Genomic DNA, 22794 nt, shown 5'->3' with positions numbered 1-22794 from the left:
ACTTTAACGATGATTATTTCTTTTGCTTTTTAGTTTTTTGATTCTGCAATTTTAAACCAGATACATCATAAATAGTTATTGGCGAGTGAATTCCCTTCACTTTTACTCGAAGATGTCCATTTACCTCAATATCCTGTGCAACTTCGTTGTACGTGGATTCAGAAATCAATATTTGTCCACCAAGACTTAGATCTTGAATTCGCGATGACAAGTTAACTGCTGACCCTATTGCACTGTATTGCATCCGTTTTTTAGAACCTACATTTCCTACTATGGCAACACCAGTATTGATCCCTATCCCCATCTCTAGTTGGGGTAAATTAATCTTACTATTGGCGTGATTTAGTTTTGTTAACATTTTTTGCATTTCTAAAGCGCAAGCTATTGCACGATGAGAATCATTGCCTGAAGAATATGGTGCTCCAAAAATTACCATAATTGCATCACCAATAAATGCATCAACGATCCCTTGATGTTTTTCTATAACCGGTACCATTTTGCTGAAATAGGTATTTAAAAGAGAAACTAGCATTTCAGCAGGAATGGATTCAGATAGTGGTGTAAAATTTCTCAAATCACTAAACATGATGGTTATTTTATTTTCATATCCACCTAGTTTTTGATGAGGCGATTTGAGTATTGTATTAACTACTTCATCGGACATATAAAAACTAAATACTTTACGAATTAATTTATTACGCACTTCGAGTTGATTCTTTATTTTTTGTAATAAAAAATTCGTTTTACGTAGCGTTAACTCATCTTTAGCGATATTCGCTAAATTTAATAAAAGCTCTCGTTGTTTTGAGTTAAACTCTTTTGGAGAAGTATCAGCTAAACAAAAAGTCCCTACATTATATCCCAGAGGATCGGTCAAAGGAACACCAGCATAAAAACGAATATAGGGCGCTTGTTGTACCAAAGGGCTATTGACAAATCGCTCATCAAGAAGCGCATCGTTAATAATTAGTGGTTCACTTTTTTTAATGGTCACATTACAAAACGAAATGCATCTGGGTGTTTCTGATTCATTTAAACCATATCGCGCTTTAAACCATTGTCTTTCTTCATCTAGAAATGCGATATAACAAATTGGGATGTTGAATAAATCAATCGCCAGACGGACTAGTCGTTCATAACTTTCCTCTGGAAGTGTATCCAAAATGTTCAATGATTGGAGTGCATCAAGTCTTTTTTGTTCTAATTCTTGGGGCTCTTCTACTTTGTTTGATTTCATATTAACTCTCTGTGCCTGGTATCCCTATTGATCACGGCAAATAGCTCTAATTATCCTTCACATATAGTCATTATAGATTAAATATTATCCCCTCTTTTTGCATCAATCTTAATTCATGATATCCTTTGAGCAATTTATATTCTAAGTTTATAAAAATGTTCACATTAAAAAATAAAAATGAGTTGCAGAAGCAGTTAAGTAAAGTTAATGAATATGGTGAATATGCTCCATTTCCTGGCGTTACAGTCGTTTCTTCCTGCTATCCTGAACATCGGGAATTTTGTGAGGCCATTTTTAAAGTTTTAAATAATAATCCACTGATTATGCATTATTTTAATCCACTTCCTGCTTCTAGCTATCACATGACTACAATGAGTTTAGAAACAGAACAACAAATAGGCGATGCATGGAATCGATTCATTATTAATAAATTGCCTCATTATAAAAAAATAAAACAAACTTTAGAGGACACCCCTTTTCATCCTTCAATTGAAAAGATGGTGGTAAATATCGATCGTTGTATTTCGCTTACTTTAACATTATCCAAAGAACATGAAGAGCAAATTAAGGAAATAGCAGAGGCTTTGAATATCGAAAAAACGATACCAAGAGTTTTTCATATTACGCTCGCATACTCACGACCGAATAAAACAATATCTAAAGAAGGCTCTGAGGAGCTACATGAGGAAATTACAGACAAACTTAATGTAATTATCGAAAAAACGAAATTCCCCATGAACATTGCTGAACCCAAGCTTTGCTATTTTAATGATATGACTGCTTTTCCTATTTGGAATGCTGAAGATAATCCCTTTAATCATGCAACGACACCATTGCATCATGAGCTAAGTTCCATATTAGACAATAAAGAAAACTCAGAATTTAAAAAAGAACATCATTATGAAATGACATTCTAGCCATCATTTCAGTTGAAATAAACATTTTGATCTTATATTGTTGCTTCTTAATCTGACATGAATTAGGGAGTTTTCATGAAGAATCATTCTGGAATATTTAGGTTAAGTGAGTATAAGATTCTTGACTATCTAGTAAAACACGTAGATTTGACGCTGGATCTTTCTAAAAAACCGGTACAATCAACAGCCCTATTGACCATTGAGCCAAACCCAAACTCTACATCTTATGCCGTAGATTTAGAGTTGGACGGTCAAAATATGATTTTGGACTCCATCTTGCTCGATGGTAAAAAACTATCTGAAGAAGAATACGAAATAACAAAAGACTCTCTGATTATCAAAAGTGTTCCACAAGGACGCTCCTTTACACTCGAAACGACAACTCGTTTGGGTGAAAATACAGATCTATTTGGTTTATATGAAACAGAAGGAACCATTCTTGTAAAAGCAGAAACTGAAGGACTTCGTCGTGTCCTTTATTGTCATGACCGGCCTGATAATTTAGCTACATACAAAACAACAATTATCGCTAAGAAAAAAGACTATCCTGTGCTGCTTTCTAATGGTTCGCTCATAGAGCAAAAGGATCTAGATGAAGGACTACACTCTGTAACCTGGTTGGACAAAGTTCCTAAGCCTAGTTATCTTTTTGCATTAGTTGCAGGGAAACTACAGAAATCGGTCACTTATTTTAAAACACGTTCTGGTCGTGAATTACCAATCGAATTTTATGTCCCTCCGGAAGCTACGGCAAAGTGTGATTTTGCTAAAGAAGTTTTAAAAGAAGCAATACGCTGGGAAGAGGAAGTCTTTGATTTAGAATGCGAATTACCACAGCATATGGTGGCCGGTGTGGATAAGTATGCATCTGGGGCATCAGAACCAACAGGGTTAAATTTATTTAATACGGCAAATTTATTTGCTACACCTGAAGCACGTACTGATGCTGATTTTCTACGGGTATTAGAGGTTGCCGCCCATGAATATTATCATTATTGGTCAGGCGATCGGGTGACTATTCGTGAGTGGTTTAATTTACCCTTTAAAGAAGGATTAACTACTTTTAGAGCAGCGATGTTTCGTGAACGTTTGTTTGGTACTGATTTAATTCGGATGTTGGACGGAAAAAACTTTGATGAGCGTGCTCCGCGACAAGATACTTACACGAATGTTAGAAGCCTTTATACACCCGCAGCTTATGAAAAGAGTGCCGATATTTTTCGTATGATGATGCTGTTCTTAGGTGAAAAAGCTTTTTATAAAGCAATGTCCCAATTCCTTAAAGACAATGATGGTGGAGCAGTAACCTTAGAAGATGTATTGGGATCATTAAGTAAATCAACAGGGAAAGATATCTCTTCTTTCCTATCTTGGTTTACTGCATCAGGCATTCCCCAAGTAGCCGTTACCGAAGAATATGATGCAGATAAAAAACGATACACCTTAAAATTTAAAACTAAAGATGGAAAAGAACGACCAATCCCAATTGTTGTTGGATTACTGGATAATACAGGTCAGGAAATTCAAAGCGACACCATGATACTGGTTGATAAACCTGAAATGGACTTTCATTTTGACAATATTGACTCGCACCCTACTCCATCTTTATTGCGTAGTTTTTCTGCTCCTGTAATTCTCGATTTCACATACAGTTCAGAACAATTGCTTCGCCTCATGCAACATGATACCAATATATATAATCGTTGCGAAGCAGCAAATAAACTCCTTACTCAGATGGTCAGTGATTATTGCTCCGGAAAGCCCCTTACATTTACTCCGGAGTTTTTCAGCGCCTATCGATATATACTCCGTGAGAATAATAGTTCCTTGAACTATTGGTTACTGGCTCAACTAATATCTATCCCTTCAGAAGAAGACTTATTTTCCAACATGCAAAATCAGGATTTTGGAAAAATAGCTGAAGCACGTCAATTGATTCAAAGTCAGCTTGCAAAAGAGTTAGAGGAAGATATATTACGAATGCAAAAAACTATAGGAATGTTCCGTGTAGTTCCCAACTCTCCTTTTAAATCATTTGATATCTCCTCTGCCGGTTCCAACCGCTTAAAGCACGTATGTCATTCATATTTACTCTCTATACACTCTGAAAACGAAGAGCAATCATTAATTGAACAATTCAATAATTCGTTGGGTAAAAACATGACAAACTGCATTTCTGCTCTCAGTTTATTATTGAATACTAATAGCAGCGAATCAGATAGGCTATTGAAATCGTTTTATGAGTACTGGCAACATGATCCCAGTGCGGTTAATTATTGGTTTAATATACAAGCAGCAGCTCATTCTGGGAGTGTAGTACGATCAGTAGAACAATTAATGCTTCATCCTGCGTTCGATTTATCTAATCCCAATAAGGTCATTGCTCTTTTAGGAACTTTTATTAAAAATCCGTACGGGTTTCATACTCTATCAGGAGAAGGCTATCAATTAGTCGCTAATGCCATTTTGCAAGTAGAGAAAATCAATCCAACTTTAGCTGCCAATTTAACAGAAAAATTTAATAGCTGGGATAAATTTGATCTAAAAAGGCAAAAATTGATGGTAAACCAATTAGAGTTTATTAACACTCATGCTATAACTGCTGATGTGAAAAACATGTCAAAAAAGGGCTTAGATAAGAGGAAGCTTGATCCTCCCCTTCCTATCCAGCAAATGTTTTTTGAACCTTTTTCCAAGGTGGAGTCAACAACACTTGTCAAGGATGTTGAAAAAACATATTCTTGTAATTAACTAAACAGGTTATTAAACGCGTCTCAAGGGTGACCTTGAGGCGAAAAGGAACTTATAGAAACCTAAATCTCTCAGATGATTTCTTTCGTTTTTGGAAAAGTGCGGTTTCTAAATGACTGTATTCCCTTACCATATCATGCCGTGTAAAATATGTACATTCGGTATTAATTTTGCATTATTTTGCGCTGTATAAACTTAGTTAGTGAGGAAATATCATGTCTTGTGCAAAGGTTGAATTTGAACCAGCGGTTCTTCTAGTGGATATAATAAATGTTATAGATGATTTCAGTAGCTGCCCTATTCCTATTGGTTATACATGCAAAATAAATCTACCCTCAGAAGTAGCTCCCTCTGAAAAAGAGGAATTATTTGAAAGCACTTTCCGTCTTATTAAAGAAAATATCAAATCCATAGAAAAATATGATACTCCTTTAAATATTTCAGATTTAAGTGTTTTAAAGGACTTAATCAGCGATAATTCCATAAACACAAAAAAATTATTTGCTTATCTTACAGATAAATCCCGAATTGACTTGATCCTAACAACAGAGAACTTAGCCACTTTACGTGATTTATTTCCGACAAATGCAAGTCTCCAAAAACAGTCTTTACCCGAGATAAAAGAGAGTTTGTTAGCAGTTCAACAATCCTATGCTAGAGCATCTGTTAGAGGATTGTTTGCGCACAAAACTGAACTCCCTTATGAATTAGCAGAAAAAATAGGAAGCAATCTTGGCATGAAAACTGCCAGTAGCGTTGCTCAAGTATCTAAAAATCCAGCAAAACAAGCCAAAGATGCATTAGAGGCTGTAGATATTGACAATCCTTCTTTAAAAAGGTTCATCTAAATATTAATTTAATGATAAGGATATCAGTTAATTAGTCTTAGGGGGTTGAGTAGGTTGGGTCATTCGACCCAACAAATTCAATTCAGAATCACGCATTAAATCACATTCAAATGCCAGCCCCTAACGTGATAGATAGAAAGTTATTAAACACAATAAAATAATGCCAATTATTATTGGATTATTCTTTAAAAAAACCTAGTGCTGTTGCTATTTTTTTATCTAAAAAACGCTTAGATAACAGTCTTGGCATTATCCAGTCGGAGAAGAGATGTGGGACTAAAGTATAACGCGGTTTGGGATTAGGATTAGATAAAATTCGATATACAAGCTCCCCAACCTTTTTTGCGGGTAAAGCGGATTGTTCAACCTTATGATAAATATAATTCTTAAATTTAAGTAAAGGTTTAGCATAAATTGATTGACGTAGTTTATCATCACTAACTTGATCTTCATTCTTATGCCAAATCTCAGTATTTATCATTCCTGGTCCGATGAGCACGACATCGATACCATAAATCATCAATTCAATTCTTAATGTATCTGAAAATGCTTCTACGCCATGTTTTGAAATAGAATAAGGGCCGAAAAATGGTTTACATATTTTACCCGATACAGAACCTATGTTAATGATTTTTCCAGGCTTTCCTTTCAGCGTTTTGTCAGCACCTAGTAAAGAGATAAAAGCCTGGGTTACTTGAATTTGTCCAATAACGTTTACCTCAAATTGACGACGAAACTCTTCGATAGGTGTTTCCATTAATGGCCCAACAACAGCAATTCCTGCATTATTGATCAATCCCCAGAGCATTTCGTCTTGTAATTGCTCACGTACTTGTTGGGCCGCATTTCGAACCGCATTTTGATCCGTTATGTCAAAAATAAGAGGAACGCAAAGCGCACCAAGTTCAGCTGATACACGTTGCGCATCTTTTTCATTACGCACACTTCCAAAAACTCTTATGCCATGAGCAATCAGTTTCTTAGCTATGCCATATCCAATTCCGGATGAAACACCTGTAACCACCACAGAACGCATTTTAGCCTCCTTGCTTGCTGAAGTCCTTTTAGTGTAAGTACTCATCAAAGCTAAGATTTTGGTTATTCATGATCAGGATGTACTACAAAAATACCAGGTGCATTTCTAAGGTACTCATTGTAATCCATACCATAGCCAAATATATAATGATCTTCTACTTGTAAGCCTACAAAATCGGCTTTTTGCAATCCATTTGGAACCCGTTTTCGATACTTATCCACTAAAACGGCGCTATAAACTTGTTCCGCTCCCAAGGATTTTATTTCTTCGATAATTGCTGCCAGAGTAATACCACCATCAAGAATATCATCAACAACAAGAACAGTTCTGCCTTGCAAATTAGTTGACGGTTTCACTTTCCAAACAATATCTCCACCTCGGGTCTCACCTCGATAGCGGGTTGCATGAACATAATCTACTTCTAATGGAAAATCCAATCGTGGAAGTAAATTACCTAAAAGGACTAATCCGCCAACCATAACACAGACAAGAACTGGATTTTGATCTTGCAATTCCTTATGTATATTAATTGCCATTCGATCAAGTGCTGCTTCAACTTCATTAGTAGTAAATAAGCAAGATGATTTTTCGTAAACTTCTTTTATTTTATCTGGAATAGTCATTCTGAGTCCTCGGGACAGAGCAGGTTATAGGGATACATTTATTTAATCTTTTATTTTTCCTGTTCCAGGAAATGGGCTAACTTTACTTCCATAGCCTGGATTATCTTTTACTTTGGCTGTCCCTTGTTTTGTAACTTCATCGATACGATAAATTGAATGCATTGGAATAAATGTGCGTTTTACACCATTGAACTCAAGTTTTAATCGCTCTTCCGAAGGGTCAACAACTAATGCTGTTTGTTCACCAAACACCAATTCTTCGACCTCTAGAAACCCAAACATCTCACTTTCTTTAACAGAGCGCGCATAAACCTCATAAATTGCTTCTTGATTAGCAAAAGTGATTCTGAATATCGTTTTTTTATTCATAAAATTAACCTGTTTTTATGGCAAAGCAAATTATACAAAAACAAAGGTACTCTATTCAATTTAAATTAACGTATATCTGCTATAACTCGCATTTCTCTACATAACTGCTAATCTTTAAACTATTAAGAGTGGCTATATTAATAGCAGTTAATGTTATAAATAAGTGAGATTTAGTTAGGAAGGATTATTATGGCACAAGCTCCCCTCCAATTAGATAAAATGATTTATTTTCAAAATCTGGTACCCGGCAAACAAGAGTCACCTTTAATTAATGACTTTAGATCTGAATGTCTTGATACGGAAAACAATGAGTCAATTAAAAAACAACGAGAGATGTTACTCATGGAGTTTCCTCCCATTCTTTCTTTTCGTAATGAACAGCAGAGGAAAAAATTTTATGAAGACGAAGCTGTAAAGTGTCAACAGTTTTGTTGTGGTGGGTTGTCCCCTATTAGCGCCGAATTCGTACATGATATTGCTTTTATACCTAAGGACGACTATGTATTTTCAGCAGGCAATGGTCAACTATATGAAGGAAGTACAAAAACGATAGAGCAAACAATAAAAGAAGACATTACTCAAGAGCAATTTGGCAGTCCAAATCAAAATACGTTGATGGATGGATTAACAACATTTGATAAAGCAGTTACTCAACGAGTTCAAACATCTGCTACCATTGAAGCAGCATCGCCTTCATTAACCGAAATGAAAGCACCTAGTCCATTTGATATGATATTTAAACCTAAGGATTAGTAATCGATATCATTTGGTATTTTATCAGAAGGATAAAGATTATGGTTCTGAGAAGAAAAAATAACCGGCTGCAGTGGAACTTGGTAATTTTTCATTGCCGATTCAGCTGGATTTACTTGTAATTCAGGTTCTATAACTTGATACTTTTGCGCAATATAGCAGTAAAAACCGGAAGGAAAAGGCCAAAGCATCTTGCCTATTTCATCAAAAAAAGTAAATTTTTTAATTAATGATGAGTTATTCACTGGAGGAATATAGCAAAAATTTCTCAGGGAGTATTGTCTATAACCTCTTTGTAAGAAAATTCGATTTAAATTAAACGGAGTACGCATTTTTACTTTTTGGTCGCTGTAACAGTGGAGAAACCCAGTTTTCATTGCCCCACCCCACAGACTCCAAGGATTAATACTTAATAAAATAACAAAACCCATTGGCTTAAGGACACGATCGATTTCATCAATTAAACTAAAACTATTAGCGAAGGGTTCGAGTGTGAGTGGAACAATAATACAGTCAACACTATTGCGGTCGAGTGGAAGTTGATTTAAAGCACATTCAATTTGGACTTTATTGGCTAAATAAAAAGGTGATGCAATCCATTTATGGATATAATTAAATTTTTTAAGCCATATATTATCACCACAATTTCCCAATTGTAGTAATGTCTCGCCATGTGAGTAGTCACTTTCATGTTCAATATTTACTAAAAATTCATGAGCAGCAAAAAGCCCCAGAGGCGATTTAAACCATTTATTCAGGGCGCGATATTGTTTAAGTTGCCGTTCGATCAACAAAATAATGCCTTTTAAAATAGTTAATCCTGAATTAAACTACAATACAACGAGTTTCATATACATACAATCCATTTTTTGAGTTTAAATATTGCCTCGTAACCCATTAAATATGGACAAAAGAAACATTTCGCGATTTTCTTCGCCATTCGTTTTTATCTAATAGATAATATATGAACAACACGAATATCAATGGAACACGTGATTTTATTAAATGAATTAACTATATTTAATATTATTATAAACTGATCGGAACTTATGTTAGGAAGCGATGAATTCAAATTACATGGAATAGGACAATTGTTTGTCCTTGAAAAGCTTTTGGATAAACCACAAGCTATTGAGTTCTGTAAAAATGCTTCTGCAGAAAAAATATCTTTAGTTCAATACCTTGTCAAAAATAACATTTTATCAGCCACACAAATTGCACTCACAGCAGCACATAATTTTGGTGCTCCTATGCTGGATCTTGACTGCATAGACATCGACTCCATTCCTACGAATCTGGTAAATGAAAAGTTAATTCGTCGACATTCAATGGTCCCTCTATTTTGTCGAGGGAATAACTTATATCTTGCAACAGAGGATCCAAGCAAACAAGCCTCTCTAAAGGAGATCCAGTTTCATACAGGACTTAACACACACGCAATTATAGTTGAAGCAGACAAGCTCAGCACATTAATTGATCATTTACTCACTGTTAAGGAAACTGAGGGCTTATCCGAATTTGTTGGCGATACGACTGAATTCGATGGAATTATTATTAATGAAGAAGAAGATCATGATACCGCGGTTGTTACTTCGATAACAGAGGATGCACCTATAGTTAAATTTGTTAACAAAATACTCCTTGATGCCATCAAACAAGGTGCCTCTGACATTCATTTTGAGCCCTATGAAAAGGAATATCGAATACGCTATCGACAAGACGGTATTTTACACGAAATTGCGACCCCTCCTGGAAGCTTAGCTACACGAATTACTGCGCGCATAAAAATCATGTCTTGTTTGGATATTTCAGAACGACGAATTCCTCAGGATGGTGGTTTTAAAATGAAGATATCTAAAACCAGATCCATTGATTTTCGCGTAAGCACCTGCCCTACTACCTCAGGTGAAAAAGTTGTTATGCGGATCTTAGACCCTGGGTCTGCAAAATTAGGTATCGAGGCATTAGGTTTTAGTCCTATTCAAAAAGAATATTTTAAACATTCCATTGAACGACCTCAAGGAATGATCCTTGTAACTGGGCCAACAGGTAGTGGTAAAACCGTAACGTTGTATACCGCATTAAATATTCTTAACACGAAAGAAGTCAATATTTCCACGGCTGAAGATCCTGTGGAAATAAAAGTAACAGGAATAAATCAGGTTAATATTAATCCCAAAGCGGGATTAACTTTTTCTAATGCGTTACGTTCTTTTTTACGTCAAGACCCGGATATCATCATGGTGGGTGAGATACGCGATTTGGAAACGGCTGAAATTGCAGTTAAAGCAGCTCAAACAGGACATTTGGTACTCTCTACATTACATACGAATAGTGCCGCAGAAACACTAAATCGATTAGTTAATATGGGAATCGCAACATTTAATGTGGCCAGCTCCGTAACACTTATTATTGCTCAACGTTTAGCTCGAAAATTATGCGAACATTGTAAAGTCTTAAGAGATGACTTCAACAAACCCAGTTTGTTAGAGTTAGGTTTTAAAGAATCTGATTTAGAGGGAATTAAGTTATATAAAGCCGGAGGATGCGCTAGGTGTACCAGCGGATATCGTGGAAGAATAGGATTATTTGAGGTGCTACCTATGACTAAAAAACTTGGCCAGATCATCATGGCCGGAGGAAACTCATTGGAAATATTAAAAATTGCACAGGAAGAAGGAATGATTACGGTTTATCAATCGGGACTTGAAAAGATAAAGCTAGGCATTACAACTATTGAGGAAGTCAATCGGGTAACCGTTGATTAACTGGGCAAAAAATGAAAAAAAATGCCAATACGACTTTAACTTTTCATTACACTGGAGTTAATAAGGCCGCTCAACAAATCAACGGTGACATTGAGGCTCGAAGCGTTGCTTTAGCCAAAGTGGAATTACGAAGACAAGGAATTGTTGTTCATAAAATTGCCAAGAAACGCCCGCCTTTTTTCAGTTTAAAAAATAAAAAAATAAAATCTGGAGATATCACCGTATTTAGTCGCCAATTAGCCACAATGATAGAATCAGGAATCCCTCTAGTTCAATCCTTTGATATTGTGGCAAAAGGACAATCCAATAAACGATTTAAAGAATTAATTGAAACGATAAAACGAGATGTTGAAACAGGATTAACGCTCTCCGAATCACTTCAAAAATTTCCAGCACATTTTAACGAATTATTTTGCAATTTGGTGGAGGCCGGTGAGAAATCTGGATCGCTTGATATCATGCTCGATAAGGTTGCAACCTATAAAGAAAAAATAGAAACCATAAAGAAGAAAATTAAAAAGGCATTAACATATCCACTCGCTGTATTGGTTGTTGCTTTTCTTGTTACGGCGGGACTACTTATTTTCGTGGTACCACAATTTGAGGCATTATTTAAAGGATTTGGTGCGGACTTACCCGCAATGACACAAGCTGTAGTAAGTATGTCCAAAGTGTTTCAATCCTATTGGTATTTAATTTTTGGAGTTTTAGGCGGTGGGATTTATGCATTTATCTATGCGGAAAAACACTCACCTCAATTCGCGCAAAATGTAGATAGAACGCTGCTCAAAATACCGGTTATTGGTCCTATTATTGAAAAGGCGGCGATTGCTCGTTTTGCAAGAACTTTATCGATTACTTTCGCAGCTGGGTTGCCTTTAGTTGAAGCCCTTAAATCTGTAGCAGGAGCCACAGGAAATATCATTTTTGCTAAAGCTACTGATAATATTAGGGAAGAGGTATCCACTGGGCAACAAATGAATAAAGCCATGGAAAATACGCAATTATTTCCCAATATGGTAATCCAAATGGTAGCCATTGGTGAGGAATCAGGTGCTCTAGAAAAAATGTTAAGTAAGGTGGCTGATTTTTATGAAGAAGATGTTGATAATGCTGTCGACTCACTGAGCAGTTTATTAGAGCCTATTATTATGTGTGTTTTAGGTGTCTTGGTAGGAGGACTTGTTGTTGCAATGTACCTACCCATATTTAAACTCGGATCTGCAATATAAAACATTTAATAACCCGGGTGCAGCGAAGCAAATTCCGGGTAATTTATGACCTAAAATCTAGGTTTAGCTTCGCTGCACCTAGATATTCCAGCAGCAGGATCAGTTAATGATATATGACCTTATTAATAATCATACTTGGTTTATGTACGTTGTAATTGCTCTATTTTCCCTTGCGGTGGGTAGTTTGCTGAACGTGATTATTTACCGTTTGCCTATAATGTTGGAGCGAGAGTGGAAACAACAATATAATGAACTGGTTGGGGGCAAGGAAGATGAGCAGCAATCGATTAATTTATTTTTTCCAAGATCTTTTTGCCCATCATGCAAAGCCATGGTTAAAGCGTGGCAAAATGTCCCGATTTTAAGCTACATATTTTTACGTGGACGTTGTTATCAATGTAAAAGTCCCATCTCTATTCGCTATCCTTTAATTGAATTAGGTACCCTGCTCCTTTCGTTATATGCAAGTTGGCATTTCGGCTTTACCTTACAATTAATTTTTGTATTGATTGCTATTTGGATATTAATTTGTTTAATTTTTATCGATTTAGATCATCAAATTTTACCCGACAGTCTAACTTTAAGCTTATTATGGATAGGTCTTATTGCAAATACTGAAAATCTATTTACACCCTTACCTCAAGCCGTACTCAGTGCTGCGGGAGCTTATATGGGATTGTGGATATTTATTAAAATATTTTATTTGTTTACGGGGAAGATAGGCATGGGGCATGGAGATTTTAAATTATTTGCAGCATTTGGAGCTTGGTTTGGTTGGGTATTTTTACCGTTAATTCTCCTTCTATCTTCAATTAGTGGTACAATTATTGGTTTAATGTATTTACGTTTACAAGGTAAATCCAAAGATACAGCAATTCCATTTGGTCCTTTTTTATGTATAAGTGGATTGATTTCTTTATTCTGGGGCCAAAGTATAGTGAATTGGTACTTACATTTTTGGATGTAGATGAATAATCAGGGTTCATAGATGCCTTATCAAGTTATTTTATTTGATTTAGATGACACACTAATAGATTTTGCCTATTCCCAACGTATGGGATTGATAGATATCTATAAGCAATTCTACTCAACAGTTGAGTACACACTTTTTGAGCGTCTTTATAAAGAAATTAATGCGTGTCTTTGGAGTCAAGTTGGAACCAAAGAACATGCACTCATGCCAAGCGATGTAAGATTATTACGATTTGTACAGTTAAATCAAAAACTCTCTTGTTCTACACCTGTAGAAGTGATTGCAGATGCTTATGATATCAATCTTTATGTTCATGCACATTGGCTACCCAACGTGAGAACTGCTATCGAGTTCCTACATCAAAAAGGACATATTCTAGGTATTATTACTAATGGGTTTGTCGAGGTACAAGGAGAAAAAAAGCAACGACTCCAGTTAAGTAATTGGTTTGATTGCTATATAGTTTCTGATGAAGTTGGTGTAGCGAAACCTAACATAGAAATTTTTAATATTGCCCTTCAAGAGATTATGAGCAAGCGCAAACAAGTGATTGAGAAAGACTCAATGTTAATGGTAGGTGATTCGATTATTAGTGATGGCTATGGCGCAAAAAACTTTGGAATCGATTATTGTTTTATTAATAATCGAACATTCGATAACGATTCTTCAGAAACACCTATTAAGTATGCCATTAGCTCTGTTGCTCATTTGCCAGCAAGTATCGGCTATGAAGCCGAATATATGCATTTCTTAAAATCACACATTTCCAATGAAGTACTTATTTAATTACCACTTTTGATATGGCTAAGGGAAACCTACGCCTCTATCCATATAGCAATACTTAATCTGAAATTCACAGTTTTTGTTCTGGTCTTAGCCATTATTTAAAATCATGTTGTTGCATAAAACCAGGCAAATATTAATATCAGCATTTACAAGCAGAGTACAATTAGAAGAAAATAAAAATATTTCTATCTTGACTCCCCTCAAGTAAAAGGATTGATATGGATATTAATTTAACAGTATTTGCTGCCCCTATATTCTTAATTTTAATTGGAATCGAGTGGAGCATTTCTTATTACAAAAAATCGGGTCTATATCAATTCAATGATTCCATTAATAATTTGAGTGCTGGCATACTCGAGGAAATTGCTGCGCTACCAGTAAGAGGTTTAATAATTTTTGGTTATTATTATTTATATGAGCATTTTGCTTTGTTTCATATAAATCCTCATCTTATTATTTCTTGGCTCTTGCTCTGGTTTGGTGTTGATTTTTGTTATTATTGGTACCATCGAGCAAGTCATCGATGTAATTTTCTTTGGATAGGACACTCGGTTCATCATCAAAGTGAAAATTATAATTTATCAGTCGCACTAAGACAGGGCTATTTTCAAACACTAACATCCTGGGTTTTTTATTTGCCTCTCGCTCTAATTGGCTTCCCAACTTGGATGTTTGTTTTGGTTGCTTCAAGTAATACTATCTATCAATTTTGGATTCACACCCAATCCATTAACCAGATGGGATGGCTTGAAAAGATTTTTAATACACCGTCTCATCATAGAGTGCATCATGGCATAAATCCCCAATATATAGACAAAAATTTTGCGGGAAGTTTAATTATATGGGACAAGTTTTTTGGAACCTTTGAACCAGAAAGGGCTTCGGTAGAATATGGAATAACTGAGCCCCTGGAAACCTGGAATCCGTTTTATGCCAATGTTAAAGTTATTAAAGATGTATTATATTATGGAAAAAATCTGAAGAGTAAGCTGGATCTTATTAAAGCTTTTTTTATGCCTCCAGAATGGGTAATTCATCGTTTGCAGCAGCAAAATCAAAATATCTCCAAACGGATAGTGAATCAGAAAAATAGCGAATCTCCCAAATTATACATGTTAATAAACATAGGCCTTGTAATAGCTCTCTATGCTCACCTCTCATTTATCTTCACTTTAAACTCATTGAGTTCGTGGCTTATTGGAGCATTTATTTTATTCACCCTTTATACACTTGGTTCAATTGCCAACGGCAAACAAAAAAAACTATTTTTTGAAATAATACGGTCCATTTTAGTTTTATTTATTCTTATTTCATTAAAAAAGGGTCTGTTTTTATCTTTTGGTTTAGCTATATTGTTTTTACTTATAAATCTTTCTTTATTTCGTTGTCATTTGTTCAAAAAAACATCCTATACCTCTTCTATCTCAGTATAAAATCAGGGGTTAACGCAGTCGAGTTAACCCGAACCCAAGTTTTATATACTATACTAAAAACAGTTAATAAAATTATATGACTTTCGTTTCCCTGCGATCAGTTCGTTGTTCGACGTAGTGAATATGAAGCGTTTCTATCTCGAATAGTACTTTGCTTACCAAGCAAAAAACTAAAACAACTATTATTTTGGGAGACCCCTTATGAGAGTTGGCGAATACTGTAACCGGGATGTAGTTGTAATCAATGGCTATGAATCAGTAAAAAACGCTGCAGAGCTGATGCGATCCCATCATGTTGGAGACTTAGTTTTACTTGAGGAACAAGAAAATCAGAAGATGCCCATAGGTATTGTTACTGATCGTGATTTGGTTGTTGAGGTTATGGCCGCAGGTGTTAAACCTGACTCATTGTTAATCCGAGATATTGTCACAGAACCTTTTAGTTGCGTCTTTGAAAATGACAGCCTCTTTGATGCTCTTGAAATCATGCATTCAAAAAAAATCCGCCGTTTACCGGTTGTCAATAATAACAAAATGCTTGTAGGCATAATTACTCTAGATGATTTTATTGAAATTCTCGCGGAGACAATGGTCAAGGTGGTTGATGTAGTCAAACTTCAACAAAAAAAAGAAGCAAAACAAAAGAAACTAGCTTTAAATAAAACGATATTGATGTATTGATATAAGGAGCAAACGATGAACAATTCAGCATATTTTCCTATACAAATAATATTCAATAATCTAAAGCACTCAAAATCCATTGAGAGTAATGTACGCAAGCATGCTGAAAAATTAGGGAAGTATTTTGACGGTATTATCAGTTGTAATGTCAGCGTGGAAACGCATCGACATCACAATAAAGGAAAAATTTTTCATGTGCGTATTGATCTTGTTGTCCCAAATGCGGAACTAGTAGTAAATAGAGATCTTGCAGAAAATCACGCGCATGAAGATGTCTATGTTGCAATAAGAGATAAATTTCTTGCTATGACAAGGCAACTAAAAAAATACGTTCATAAGCAACGTGGTGAAATAAAACACCACGAACTACCCACTGTAGGGCTGGTTCGTGAAATCGCGCCAATAGCTGATTATGGTTTTATTGAAACTATAGATGGTAGGAGGCTTCGTTTTACCAGTAAAAGTGTAATCGATTATGATTTCAGTAAGTTAGAAGTTGGAGAAAGGGTTAGTTTTGTTGAAGCAAAAAGTAACGATGGTCCAGCAGCAAGCACTGTTTATGTGAAATAAAATAATATTTGATGAAAAAGACAGTATGTCTTTTTCATCAAATCGCTCTAAAATAGATCGCCCTTTTTTAAAACCCATTCATTAATAATGAGAATTAGGGAAATGCCTATAGTAGCACGTTAACCAACATGAGCGGATGCCAGAAAGACTCCATTACATGTTTAGGCGATACCCCCATCTACTCCAATCACTTTACCCGTTATATAGGGAGCTTTATCTGAGGCTAGAAAAACAATGGTTTGCGCTATCTCTTCAGGAAGACCGGCTCGTTTTAGAGGTACACTTTCCAGAAAAGCTGTTTTGTTTTCTTCGGTGCCCACGAAACGCTCGAACATATCCGTACTAATCGGGCCTGGAGCAATTGCATTGACGCGAACATTAGCAGCTGCGGCTTCAAGTGCTGCGACTTTTGTAAACCCTTCAACGGCATGTTTTGAGGCACAATAAACTGCCCCTCCTGGAACCGCTTTTTGACCAGCAATTGATGAAAGATTAACGATACATCCAGATCCTTGAGGTATCATGATTTTGAGCTCATGCTTAATACATAAAAAGACACCAAATACATTTGTATCAAAGATAGAATGATAATTTTCAATCGTTTGCTCAGCAAACGGTGCTACTATTCCTTCGACCCCTGCATTGTTGACTGCAACATCCAAACGACCAAAACGTTTTACTGTACCATCTACAAGCTCTTTCACTTCATCATCATAACGAACATCGGCTCGAATGAATAGGACATCCACGCCAAGAGCACGCAGGTCTTTTGCCAAAGAATCCCCTACTTCTTGCTTACGCCCAGAAATTACGATATTTGCACCTTCCTGAGCAAAGGCAAAAGCGGTTGCTTTACCAATTCCGCTAAGAGCGCCTGTAATAAGAACGGTTTGCTTTTCCATTTTAATTCCCTTTAGTCCATATAAAATTTCTATAACCTCATTCAGTATATTACAAATCAGGCGTAAATATCATTGTCGTGGTTGAGCAAGTATTTTTTATCTGCCAAGACTCGTTTCTTATAGGGGCATGATGATAATATAACGTACTTTTAAACCTAATTTTAAACTCAAATTATGGATAAAATTGCTGCTGTTTATGTTGCTAAACCCGAATTTATTACCTTGCTTTCTAAAGAATTAGGTGAAGTTACCCATATTATAGAGGATTTGGTTTTTTCTCCTCATAAAAAAATGGATGTATGCTTTGCTAAGGATATTTGGTTAGAACCACAAACAGTAACTTTTCAATCCATATCAGAGGCTGTGAAAATTCTTCGTCAAGCGGGAAAATTTTGGCACTTACATCCTGTTTCTCATGTAAGGCGCTCTCGATTAATTGAAGAACAATTACGTCAGACTCCACCACTTCTGCGCCAGTTTCCAATTGAAGATGAAATTCCATCAATAGGTGCATTTTGCTTATTAGATAAAAATACTTTGATTTATAGCACAAAACGACAGAAAAAATGGCCCAATGGAGCATGCTATTTTATTGAAGATAAACTAAATCCACCCAATCGAGCTTACTTAAAACTTTGGGAGGCACTTACTCTTTTAGGTAAATACCCAAAACCCGATGATGAAGTTCTGGACTTAGGCGCTTCTCCAGGAGGATGGACTTATGTCATGCAATCTCTCGGTACTTCCGTAACCGCTGTTGATAAAGCGTTATTAGACCCTAAAATTGCCAAATTACCGCGCATTAACTACTTACAACAAAGTGCTTTCGCTATAGATCCAATGCAGTTGGAACATAGTTATGATTGGGTTTTGTCTGATGTCGCCTGTTATCCTGAGCGAGCTTATGCACTCATCATGAAATGGATAGAGTCTGGAAATGCTAAGCAACTGATTTTTACTATAAAACTACAAGGTAAAATTGAGTTAGCTACAATAAGACAATTTCAAAAAATACCTAACTCTTTTCTCACCAATATGTTTTATAACAAGCATGAAGCAACATTTTTTTATCCTTTTAAAAATAACAACATAAATATTTAAAAGTTAATACTCATTTAATAAATTAGAGCTAGACTATAAGTATGAAGTTTTATATTTACCATTCGAGAATATTATGTCTGGTTCAAAACAAAAAATTAAATCAATAACCAGTGATAAACTACATAACAAGAACTGCTTTAGCTATTTGAGGAACGTGAAGTTACCTCGAGCAGTTCTTGATTTAAATTTACTACCAGAGTCTATTGTTAAGGGAATATCATCTTTACAAGAACCTGAATTCCGTTTGATGTCACAACTCCCTAAAGATCTGTCAAAATATAAAGGAAGTTATATATATTGTAATAATAACGACAGTAAAAAGCTGTATTACATTCAATCCAATGGGGCAACTCAAGAAGTAAAAATTGATGATTTTAATCAATTTGATCAAAATCTCACACAAATTAATACACAGGGATCGGATAAATTTAATCTTACAACCACCCAAGTTGAAACGTTAATAACTGAAAATGGAGGTCACATTCCATACGATCCTTCCTTTCCATATGCTGATTTATACACCCAGTTCTTAGCTCATCTAGAAGAAAATATTGACTCTATTTACGACAACATCAAGATTAGGTTGATTATAGACTACGAGATAATTGGGCTTCATCAAACAATTAGACAATCTAACGTCGCATTTATGTCTCCTCAAGTGCAGAGGCTATACATTTCGACTTTAGGGGTTTTACCCTCTATAAAAGATATTGGGGCAATGAATCCTAACGAGAATGCTAAGAGAATCACTTTAAAAGAGATGATGGATCAAAAAGCCGAACGACTTAAAGAAGAGACTCGTGCATTAGATGAATTCATTCTTTCCCTTTATGCTAATGATAATCATATTTTGAAGGATACTTTTGAGAATATTAGAGAAATCACTCTGCAACAGAATCCAAGTTCATCAGGCATTGAAAAATCCATTTCACATCATGTAAGCGATAAAGAAACTCCAATCAATCAAAAATCCTCATCACCAGCATATGAGGGCTCAGCAGTAGGTCGATTTACTGCCATGATGTCTAAGGACTATAAACCACAACATGGGACTAGCTTGTCCACAATAAGACATTACCGCTCCAATGTTAATGGTCCTATTGAATACCGGTTTGGTACACAGGGACAACGTCACCAAGGTGAAGCTCGTGTAAGTCCTTTATTCGAACGGTTTTTAAAAATTGAAGCCGAAAGAGAGCAAGAAAGAGTAGAGCTAGCAAAACAACAACGAGCGGAACGCTTGAATGCCAAAAAGCAGACTCAGGAAGAAATCGGACTTGGTAACATTGTAGAACAAAGAGACAATGACGATGTTGAAGAGATAGACGAAGATAGAATAACTCATATTTATTTTAATCTTTTGGGTCGTGATAGAAAAGGTCTTGAAGGGTCAAAGGAAAAAGCGTTAACCGAACAATTAGAGGCACTTGAACTACACACAAAAGAAGATGGAGTTCAACAAATAGGCCATAAAAATGTTGCTGTTATTACGCTTCCTGCGGACAAGGGATTGATGAGTCAACATGCGTATGCAGATACTACAACCAAATATAATGCTAAAAATGTAAGAGAAGATTTTTTACGGATCGCCCAGGAATCTAAAGGGTATGATGTCCATTTGAGAGATAAATTACCTGATGATATTTCTCAATATAAAGGGAGCTATATATATTGCAAGGATGACAACAGTCCCACCAAGCTCTTCTATATTAATTCAAATGGTGAACCTGACGAAGTACCAATTGATAACTTTCCTCAATTTGAGAAGAATCTAAATGATATAAACAAGCAAAAAACCGACCCAATACATCTTACCGATGCCCAGGCGAAGAGCTTGCTTGCAAGCCCAGACCACACTCCTCCTGGGCTAATGGAAGTAAAAGACTTTCACATTAGTGAACGAATTCGTAGAAAAATATTTAAGGATGGAGCCAGGTATTCACCAGAAACTGAGGCTAAAATTCTAAAAAGACTACTGGATGAGAGCTTCGAGGCATTGGGATATTCAAATAAAGATGAATTGACCGAAGCGGAACGACAAGCAGTCTGGTTTCATTTTATAAAATATCAACTGACAAATCATATTATTGATTCATTAAACCCCAAAAGTATTAACTTCAGTTGTAAAGACGCAATTGACCGAGGTGGAGTAGCCTCTGCTTATTATAACCTCGTTAAATCATTTGAATTAACACCAAAAGAGCAGGAAAATGGAGTTATAAAAATCCCAATGAGTCGAGAAGAGTTCGAAGAAGCATTACATGCCGCACCCACAATGGTTAAAGGTCGAGGTATGAATCATCATATAAAGCTAATCTGGAACTCTGTTGACGCTTATGTTAATGCAAACTATCAACAACTAAAAGATGATTCCCAAAAAGCCTGGCTCATCGAATGGAGAGACTTTAATTGTCCTCATCAACGGGTCGAAAAATTATTAGATCAACGAATAAAAGAGGGTAAGGAAGAAATTGAAAAACACCTCCAAGACCTAATAAACAATTCCGAACAAGTAGAGAGCGCTTCTAAATTAGCAGCACTTACGCAAGGAAATCAGGTTTTAATAGAAATAGAAAAACAAAGAGCCCTAGGCGTTAGTGGTAAACGTCTATTATTGGAAACCGCTGTAATGACTACGTCAATGGCCATTAGCCCTCATACTCAGGCACCAAACCTGGACCGATACGAAAAACTGAATAAAGAACTTGCCATAAACTACCCAGACCTCAAAGTTTTGGGAGGGTTAATGAAGGTATTTGCTGGCACAGTCGTGGATGCAATTTCAGCTGTATTATCTGCGGTGTCTGGGGGAAAAATAGACATACAATCTGATCTAACATCCCGAGGTTGGGCGACATTTAATTCGGGGTGGGAGCTTACTTCACGAAAGGCGTTGCAATCAAAAATGAAAGATCAGCTTGATGCAATGAGAAGCAAAGAGAATAAGCAAAATGTTGACCTTAGTCCTGCTGACGAGGAAACCTCTGCTAAAGATCGTAGTAATTCAAGTATGGAATGTTCCTAAAAAAATAACAATCTTCTAATAGGGGCTCTAGCCGCAAACCCCAGAATTTTACGGGCATTTTTTGGTCACCTTGCTTTTTCTTAACCTCCGCCAAAGAACCTTTCCGATTATCTCATCAAGATTGATGATTATATCATCCGTAAATATGAGTGTCCTTGAAAATGAATGTGCCGCCAAGCTATAGGGGATATTTTCTTTAACATAGACACCGCCTTTTCATCGCCTTCAGCTTCATATTTCTGCTTGAGCTAGGTAATATTGCAGAATTATAGTGAATAATAGCATTGGCAATAAGTCGGCCACACTGGTTGCTGATCTCAATTTCATACACTCCTTTGCCAGATAATTGTTTTTTCCCATACGCTGTTACAATGGCTACGCGTAATTGATGATACGATTCCACACGATTCTCTCAACGATGGATATCGCGCTGTAGTTTTCTGTCTTGTAAATACTTGAGGGTATAAATGCTAAGAAGGAGTTTGTCATACTCCAGGATTGCCTTGGACTTTCCCCTCAACGCTCACCACCGTTGCTCTTTACAACAGCAGCTTGAGGGTGTTTTGTAATCAGCTCCTGACCGAATACAGTGGGCACACCACCATCTCTAATCTAGCTTCACACATAATCATTAAAACCCAATTATGTTGCTACGGCGCACGAAAATTCTGAGGTTTGCGGCTACCTCCCCTGCAACGAAGCCGCATTTATTAAAGTCCTAAAATAATCTTAGCAGCAGTATCATAACAATCTTCTTCTTCCTCTTCCTCCTCTTTTTCTTGATCAGCT

At 36.1% G+C, this 22794-nt stretch carries 19 protein-coding genes and 1 pseudogene; 13 read left to right on the top strand and 7 right to left on the bottom strand.

Going from position 1 to position 22794, the window contains the following annotated elements:
• Positions 1 to 13 precede the first annotated feature (13 nt).
• Positions 14 to 1237 (bottom strand): adenylate/guanylate cyclase domain-containing protein, encoded by a 1224-nt coding sequence (locus ACWTEW_RS24710; protein ID WP_454780752.1) that lies wholly within the window; start codon positions 1235 to 1237, stop codon positions 14 to 16.
• A 155-nt stretch (positions 1238 to 1392) separates the two neighbouring features.
• Here ACWTEW_RS24710 and ACWTEW_RS24705 point away from each other — a divergent pair, with 155 nt between their 5' ends.
• The 3 genes from ACWTEW_RS24705 to ACWTEW_RS24695 all read left to right on the top strand — a co-directional run bounded on the left by ACWTEW_RS24705 (position 1393) and on the right by ACWTEW_RS24695 (position 5753).
• The gene (locus ACWTEW_RS24705) at positions 1393 to 2154 is read left to right on the top strand and encodes a DUF1868 domain-containing protein (RefSeq protein ID WP_454780751.1); all 762 of its coding nucleotides are present in this window, start codon (positions 1393 to 1395) and stop codon (positions 2152 to 2154) included.
• 75 nt (positions 2155 to 2229) lie between these two features.
• Complete coding sequence (gene pepN, locus ACWTEW_RS24700; RefSeq protein ID WP_454780750.1) at positions 2230 to 4905, top strand: aminopeptidase N; 2676 nt, start codon at positions 2230 to 2232, stop codon at positions 4903 to 4905.
• Positions 4906 to 5120: 215 nt separating this feature from the next.
• Positions 5121 to 5753 carry a hypothetical protein gene (locus ACWTEW_RS24695; protein WP_454780749.1) on the top strand — a complete coding sequence of 211 codons (633 nt, stop codon included), beginning with the start codon at positions 5121 to 5123 and terminating at the stop codon, positions 5751 to 5753.
• 178 nt (positions 5754 to 5931) lie between these two features.
• On the opposite strand, the gene ACWTEW_RS24690 is transcribed toward ACWTEW_RS24695, so the two are convergent.
• The 3 genes from ACWTEW_RS24690 to ACWTEW_RS24680 form a co-directional block, all read right to left on the bottom strand.
• Positions 5932 to 6789, bottom strand: a complete 858-nt coding sequence (locus tag ACWTEW_RS24690) for an SDR family oxidoreductase (protein WP_454780748.1) — start codon at positions 6787 to 6789, stop codon at positions 5932 to 5934.
• A 62-nt stretch (positions 6790 to 6851) separates the two neighbouring features.
• Complete coding sequence (locus ACWTEW_RS24685) at positions 6852 to 7412, bottom strand: hypoxanthine-guanine phosphoribosyltransferase (RefSeq protein WP_454780747.1); 561 nt, start codon at positions 7410 to 7412, stop codon at positions 6852 to 6854.
• 42 nt (positions 7413 to 7454) lie between these two features.
• A complete protein-coding gene (locus ACWTEW_RS24680) occupies positions 7455 to 7781 on the bottom strand; it encodes a DUF1820 family protein (RefSeq protein ID WP_264456711.1) in 327 nt (108 codons plus the stop codon).
• A 189-nt stretch (positions 7782 to 7970) separates the two neighbouring features.
• Here ACWTEW_RS24680 and ACWTEW_RS24675 point away from each other — a divergent pair, with 189 nt between their 5' ends.
• Positions 7971 to 8534 (top strand): hypothetical protein, encoded by a 564-nt coding sequence (locus ACWTEW_RS24675; RefSeq protein WP_454780746.1) that lies wholly within the window; start codon positions 7971 to 7973, stop codon positions 8532 to 8534.
• Here the strand turns inward: ACWTEW_RS24675 and ACWTEW_RS24670 are convergent.
• On the bottom strand, positions 8531 to 9328 hold the full coding sequence (locus tag ACWTEW_RS24670) for a methyltransferase domain-containing protein (RefSeq protein WP_454780745.1): 798 nt from the start codon (positions 9326 to 9328) through the stop codon (positions 8531 to 8533). The two genes, ACWTEW_RS24675 and ACWTEW_RS24670, sit on opposite strands and share 4 nt — an antisense overlap.
• A gap of 255 nt (positions 9329 to 9583) precedes the next feature.
• Here ACWTEW_RS24670 and pilB point away from each other — a divergent pair, with 255 nt between their 5' ends.
• The 7 genes from pilB to ACWTEW_RS24635 all read left to right on the top strand — a co-directional run bounded on the left by pilB (position 9584) and on the right by ACWTEW_RS24635 (position 16977).
• On the top strand, positions 9584 to 11302 hold the full coding sequence (pilB, locus tag ACWTEW_RS24665) for a type IV-A pilus assembly ATPase PilB (RefSeq protein WP_454780744.1): 1719 nt from the start codon (positions 9584 to 9586) through the stop codon (positions 11300 to 11302).
• Between the two features lie 11 nt (positions 11303 to 11313).
• Complete coding sequence (locus ACWTEW_RS24660; protein WP_454780743.1) at positions 11314 to 12534, top strand: type II secretion system F family protein; 1221 nt, start codon at positions 11314 to 11316, stop codon at positions 12532 to 12534.
• Positions 12535 to 12640: 106 nt separating this feature from the next.
• Positions 12641 to 13501: a prepilin peptidase gene (locus tag ACWTEW_RS24655; RefSeq protein WP_454780742.1), complete on the top strand. Its 861-nt coding sequence runs from the start codon at positions 12641 to 12643 to the stop codon at positions 13499 to 13501.
• Positions 13502 to 13522: 21 nt separating this feature from the next.
• Entirely contained in the window at positions 13523 to 14293 is a 771-nt protein-coding gene (locus tag ACWTEW_RS24650; protein ID WP_454780741.1) for an HAD family hydrolase, read from the top strand.
• Positions 14294 to 14511: 218 nt separating this feature from the next.
• Positions 14512 to 15726, top strand: coding sequence for a sterol desaturase family protein (locus ACWTEW_RS24645; RefSeq protein ID WP_454780740.1), 1215 nt, complete (start codon positions 14512 to 14514; stop codon positions 15724 to 15726).
• 201 nt (positions 15727 to 15927) lie between these two features.
• Positions 15928 to 16407, top strand: coding sequence for a CBS domain-containing protein (locus ACWTEW_RS24640; protein ID WP_454780739.1), 480 nt, complete (start codon positions 15928 to 15930; stop codon positions 16405 to 16407).
• 15 nt (positions 16408 to 16422) lie between these two features.
• Entirely contained in the window at positions 16423 to 16977 is a 555-nt protein-coding gene (locus tag ACWTEW_RS24635; RefSeq protein ID WP_454780738.1) for an HPF/RaiA family ribosome-associated protein, read from the top strand.
• A gap of 161 nt (positions 16978 to 17138) precedes the next feature.
• Here ACWTEW_RS24635 and ACWTEW_RS24630 read toward each other — a convergent pair whose 3' ends face one another.
• A complete protein-coding gene (locus ACWTEW_RS24630) occupies positions 17139 to 17879 on the bottom strand; it encodes an SDR family NAD(P)-dependent oxidoreductase (RefSeq protein ID WP_454780737.1) in 741 nt (246 codons plus the stop codon).
• Positions 17880 to 18053: 174 nt separating this feature from the next.
• On the opposite strand from ACWTEW_RS24630, the gene ACWTEW_RS24625 reads away from it, so the two are divergent.
• The gene (locus ACWTEW_RS24625) at positions 18054 to 18980 is read left to right on the top strand and encodes an SAM-dependent methyltransferase (RefSeq protein WP_454780736.1); all 927 of its coding nucleotides are present in this window, start codon (positions 18054 to 18056) and stop codon (positions 18978 to 18980) included.
• A 73-nt stretch (positions 18981 to 19053) separates the two neighbouring features.
• Positions 19054 to 22005: a hypothetical protein gene (locus tag ACWTEW_RS24620; RefSeq protein WP_454780735.1), complete on the top strand. Its 2952-nt coding sequence runs from the start codon at positions 19054 to 19056 to the stop codon at positions 22003 to 22005.
• 149 nt (positions 22006 to 22154) lie between these two features.
• Here the strand turns inward: ACWTEW_RS24620 and ACWTEW_RS24615 are convergent.
• Positions 22155 to 22510 (bottom strand): annotated as a pseudogene (locus tag ACWTEW_RS24615) (Tn3 family transposase); the annotation flags it as partial.
• Positions 22511 to 22794: the final 284 nt, after the last annotated feature.

The sequence above is a fragment of the Legionella stuttgartensis genome, assembly GCF_977063405.2.
This window is presented reverse-complemented; position numbering and strand designations above follow the sequence as displayed.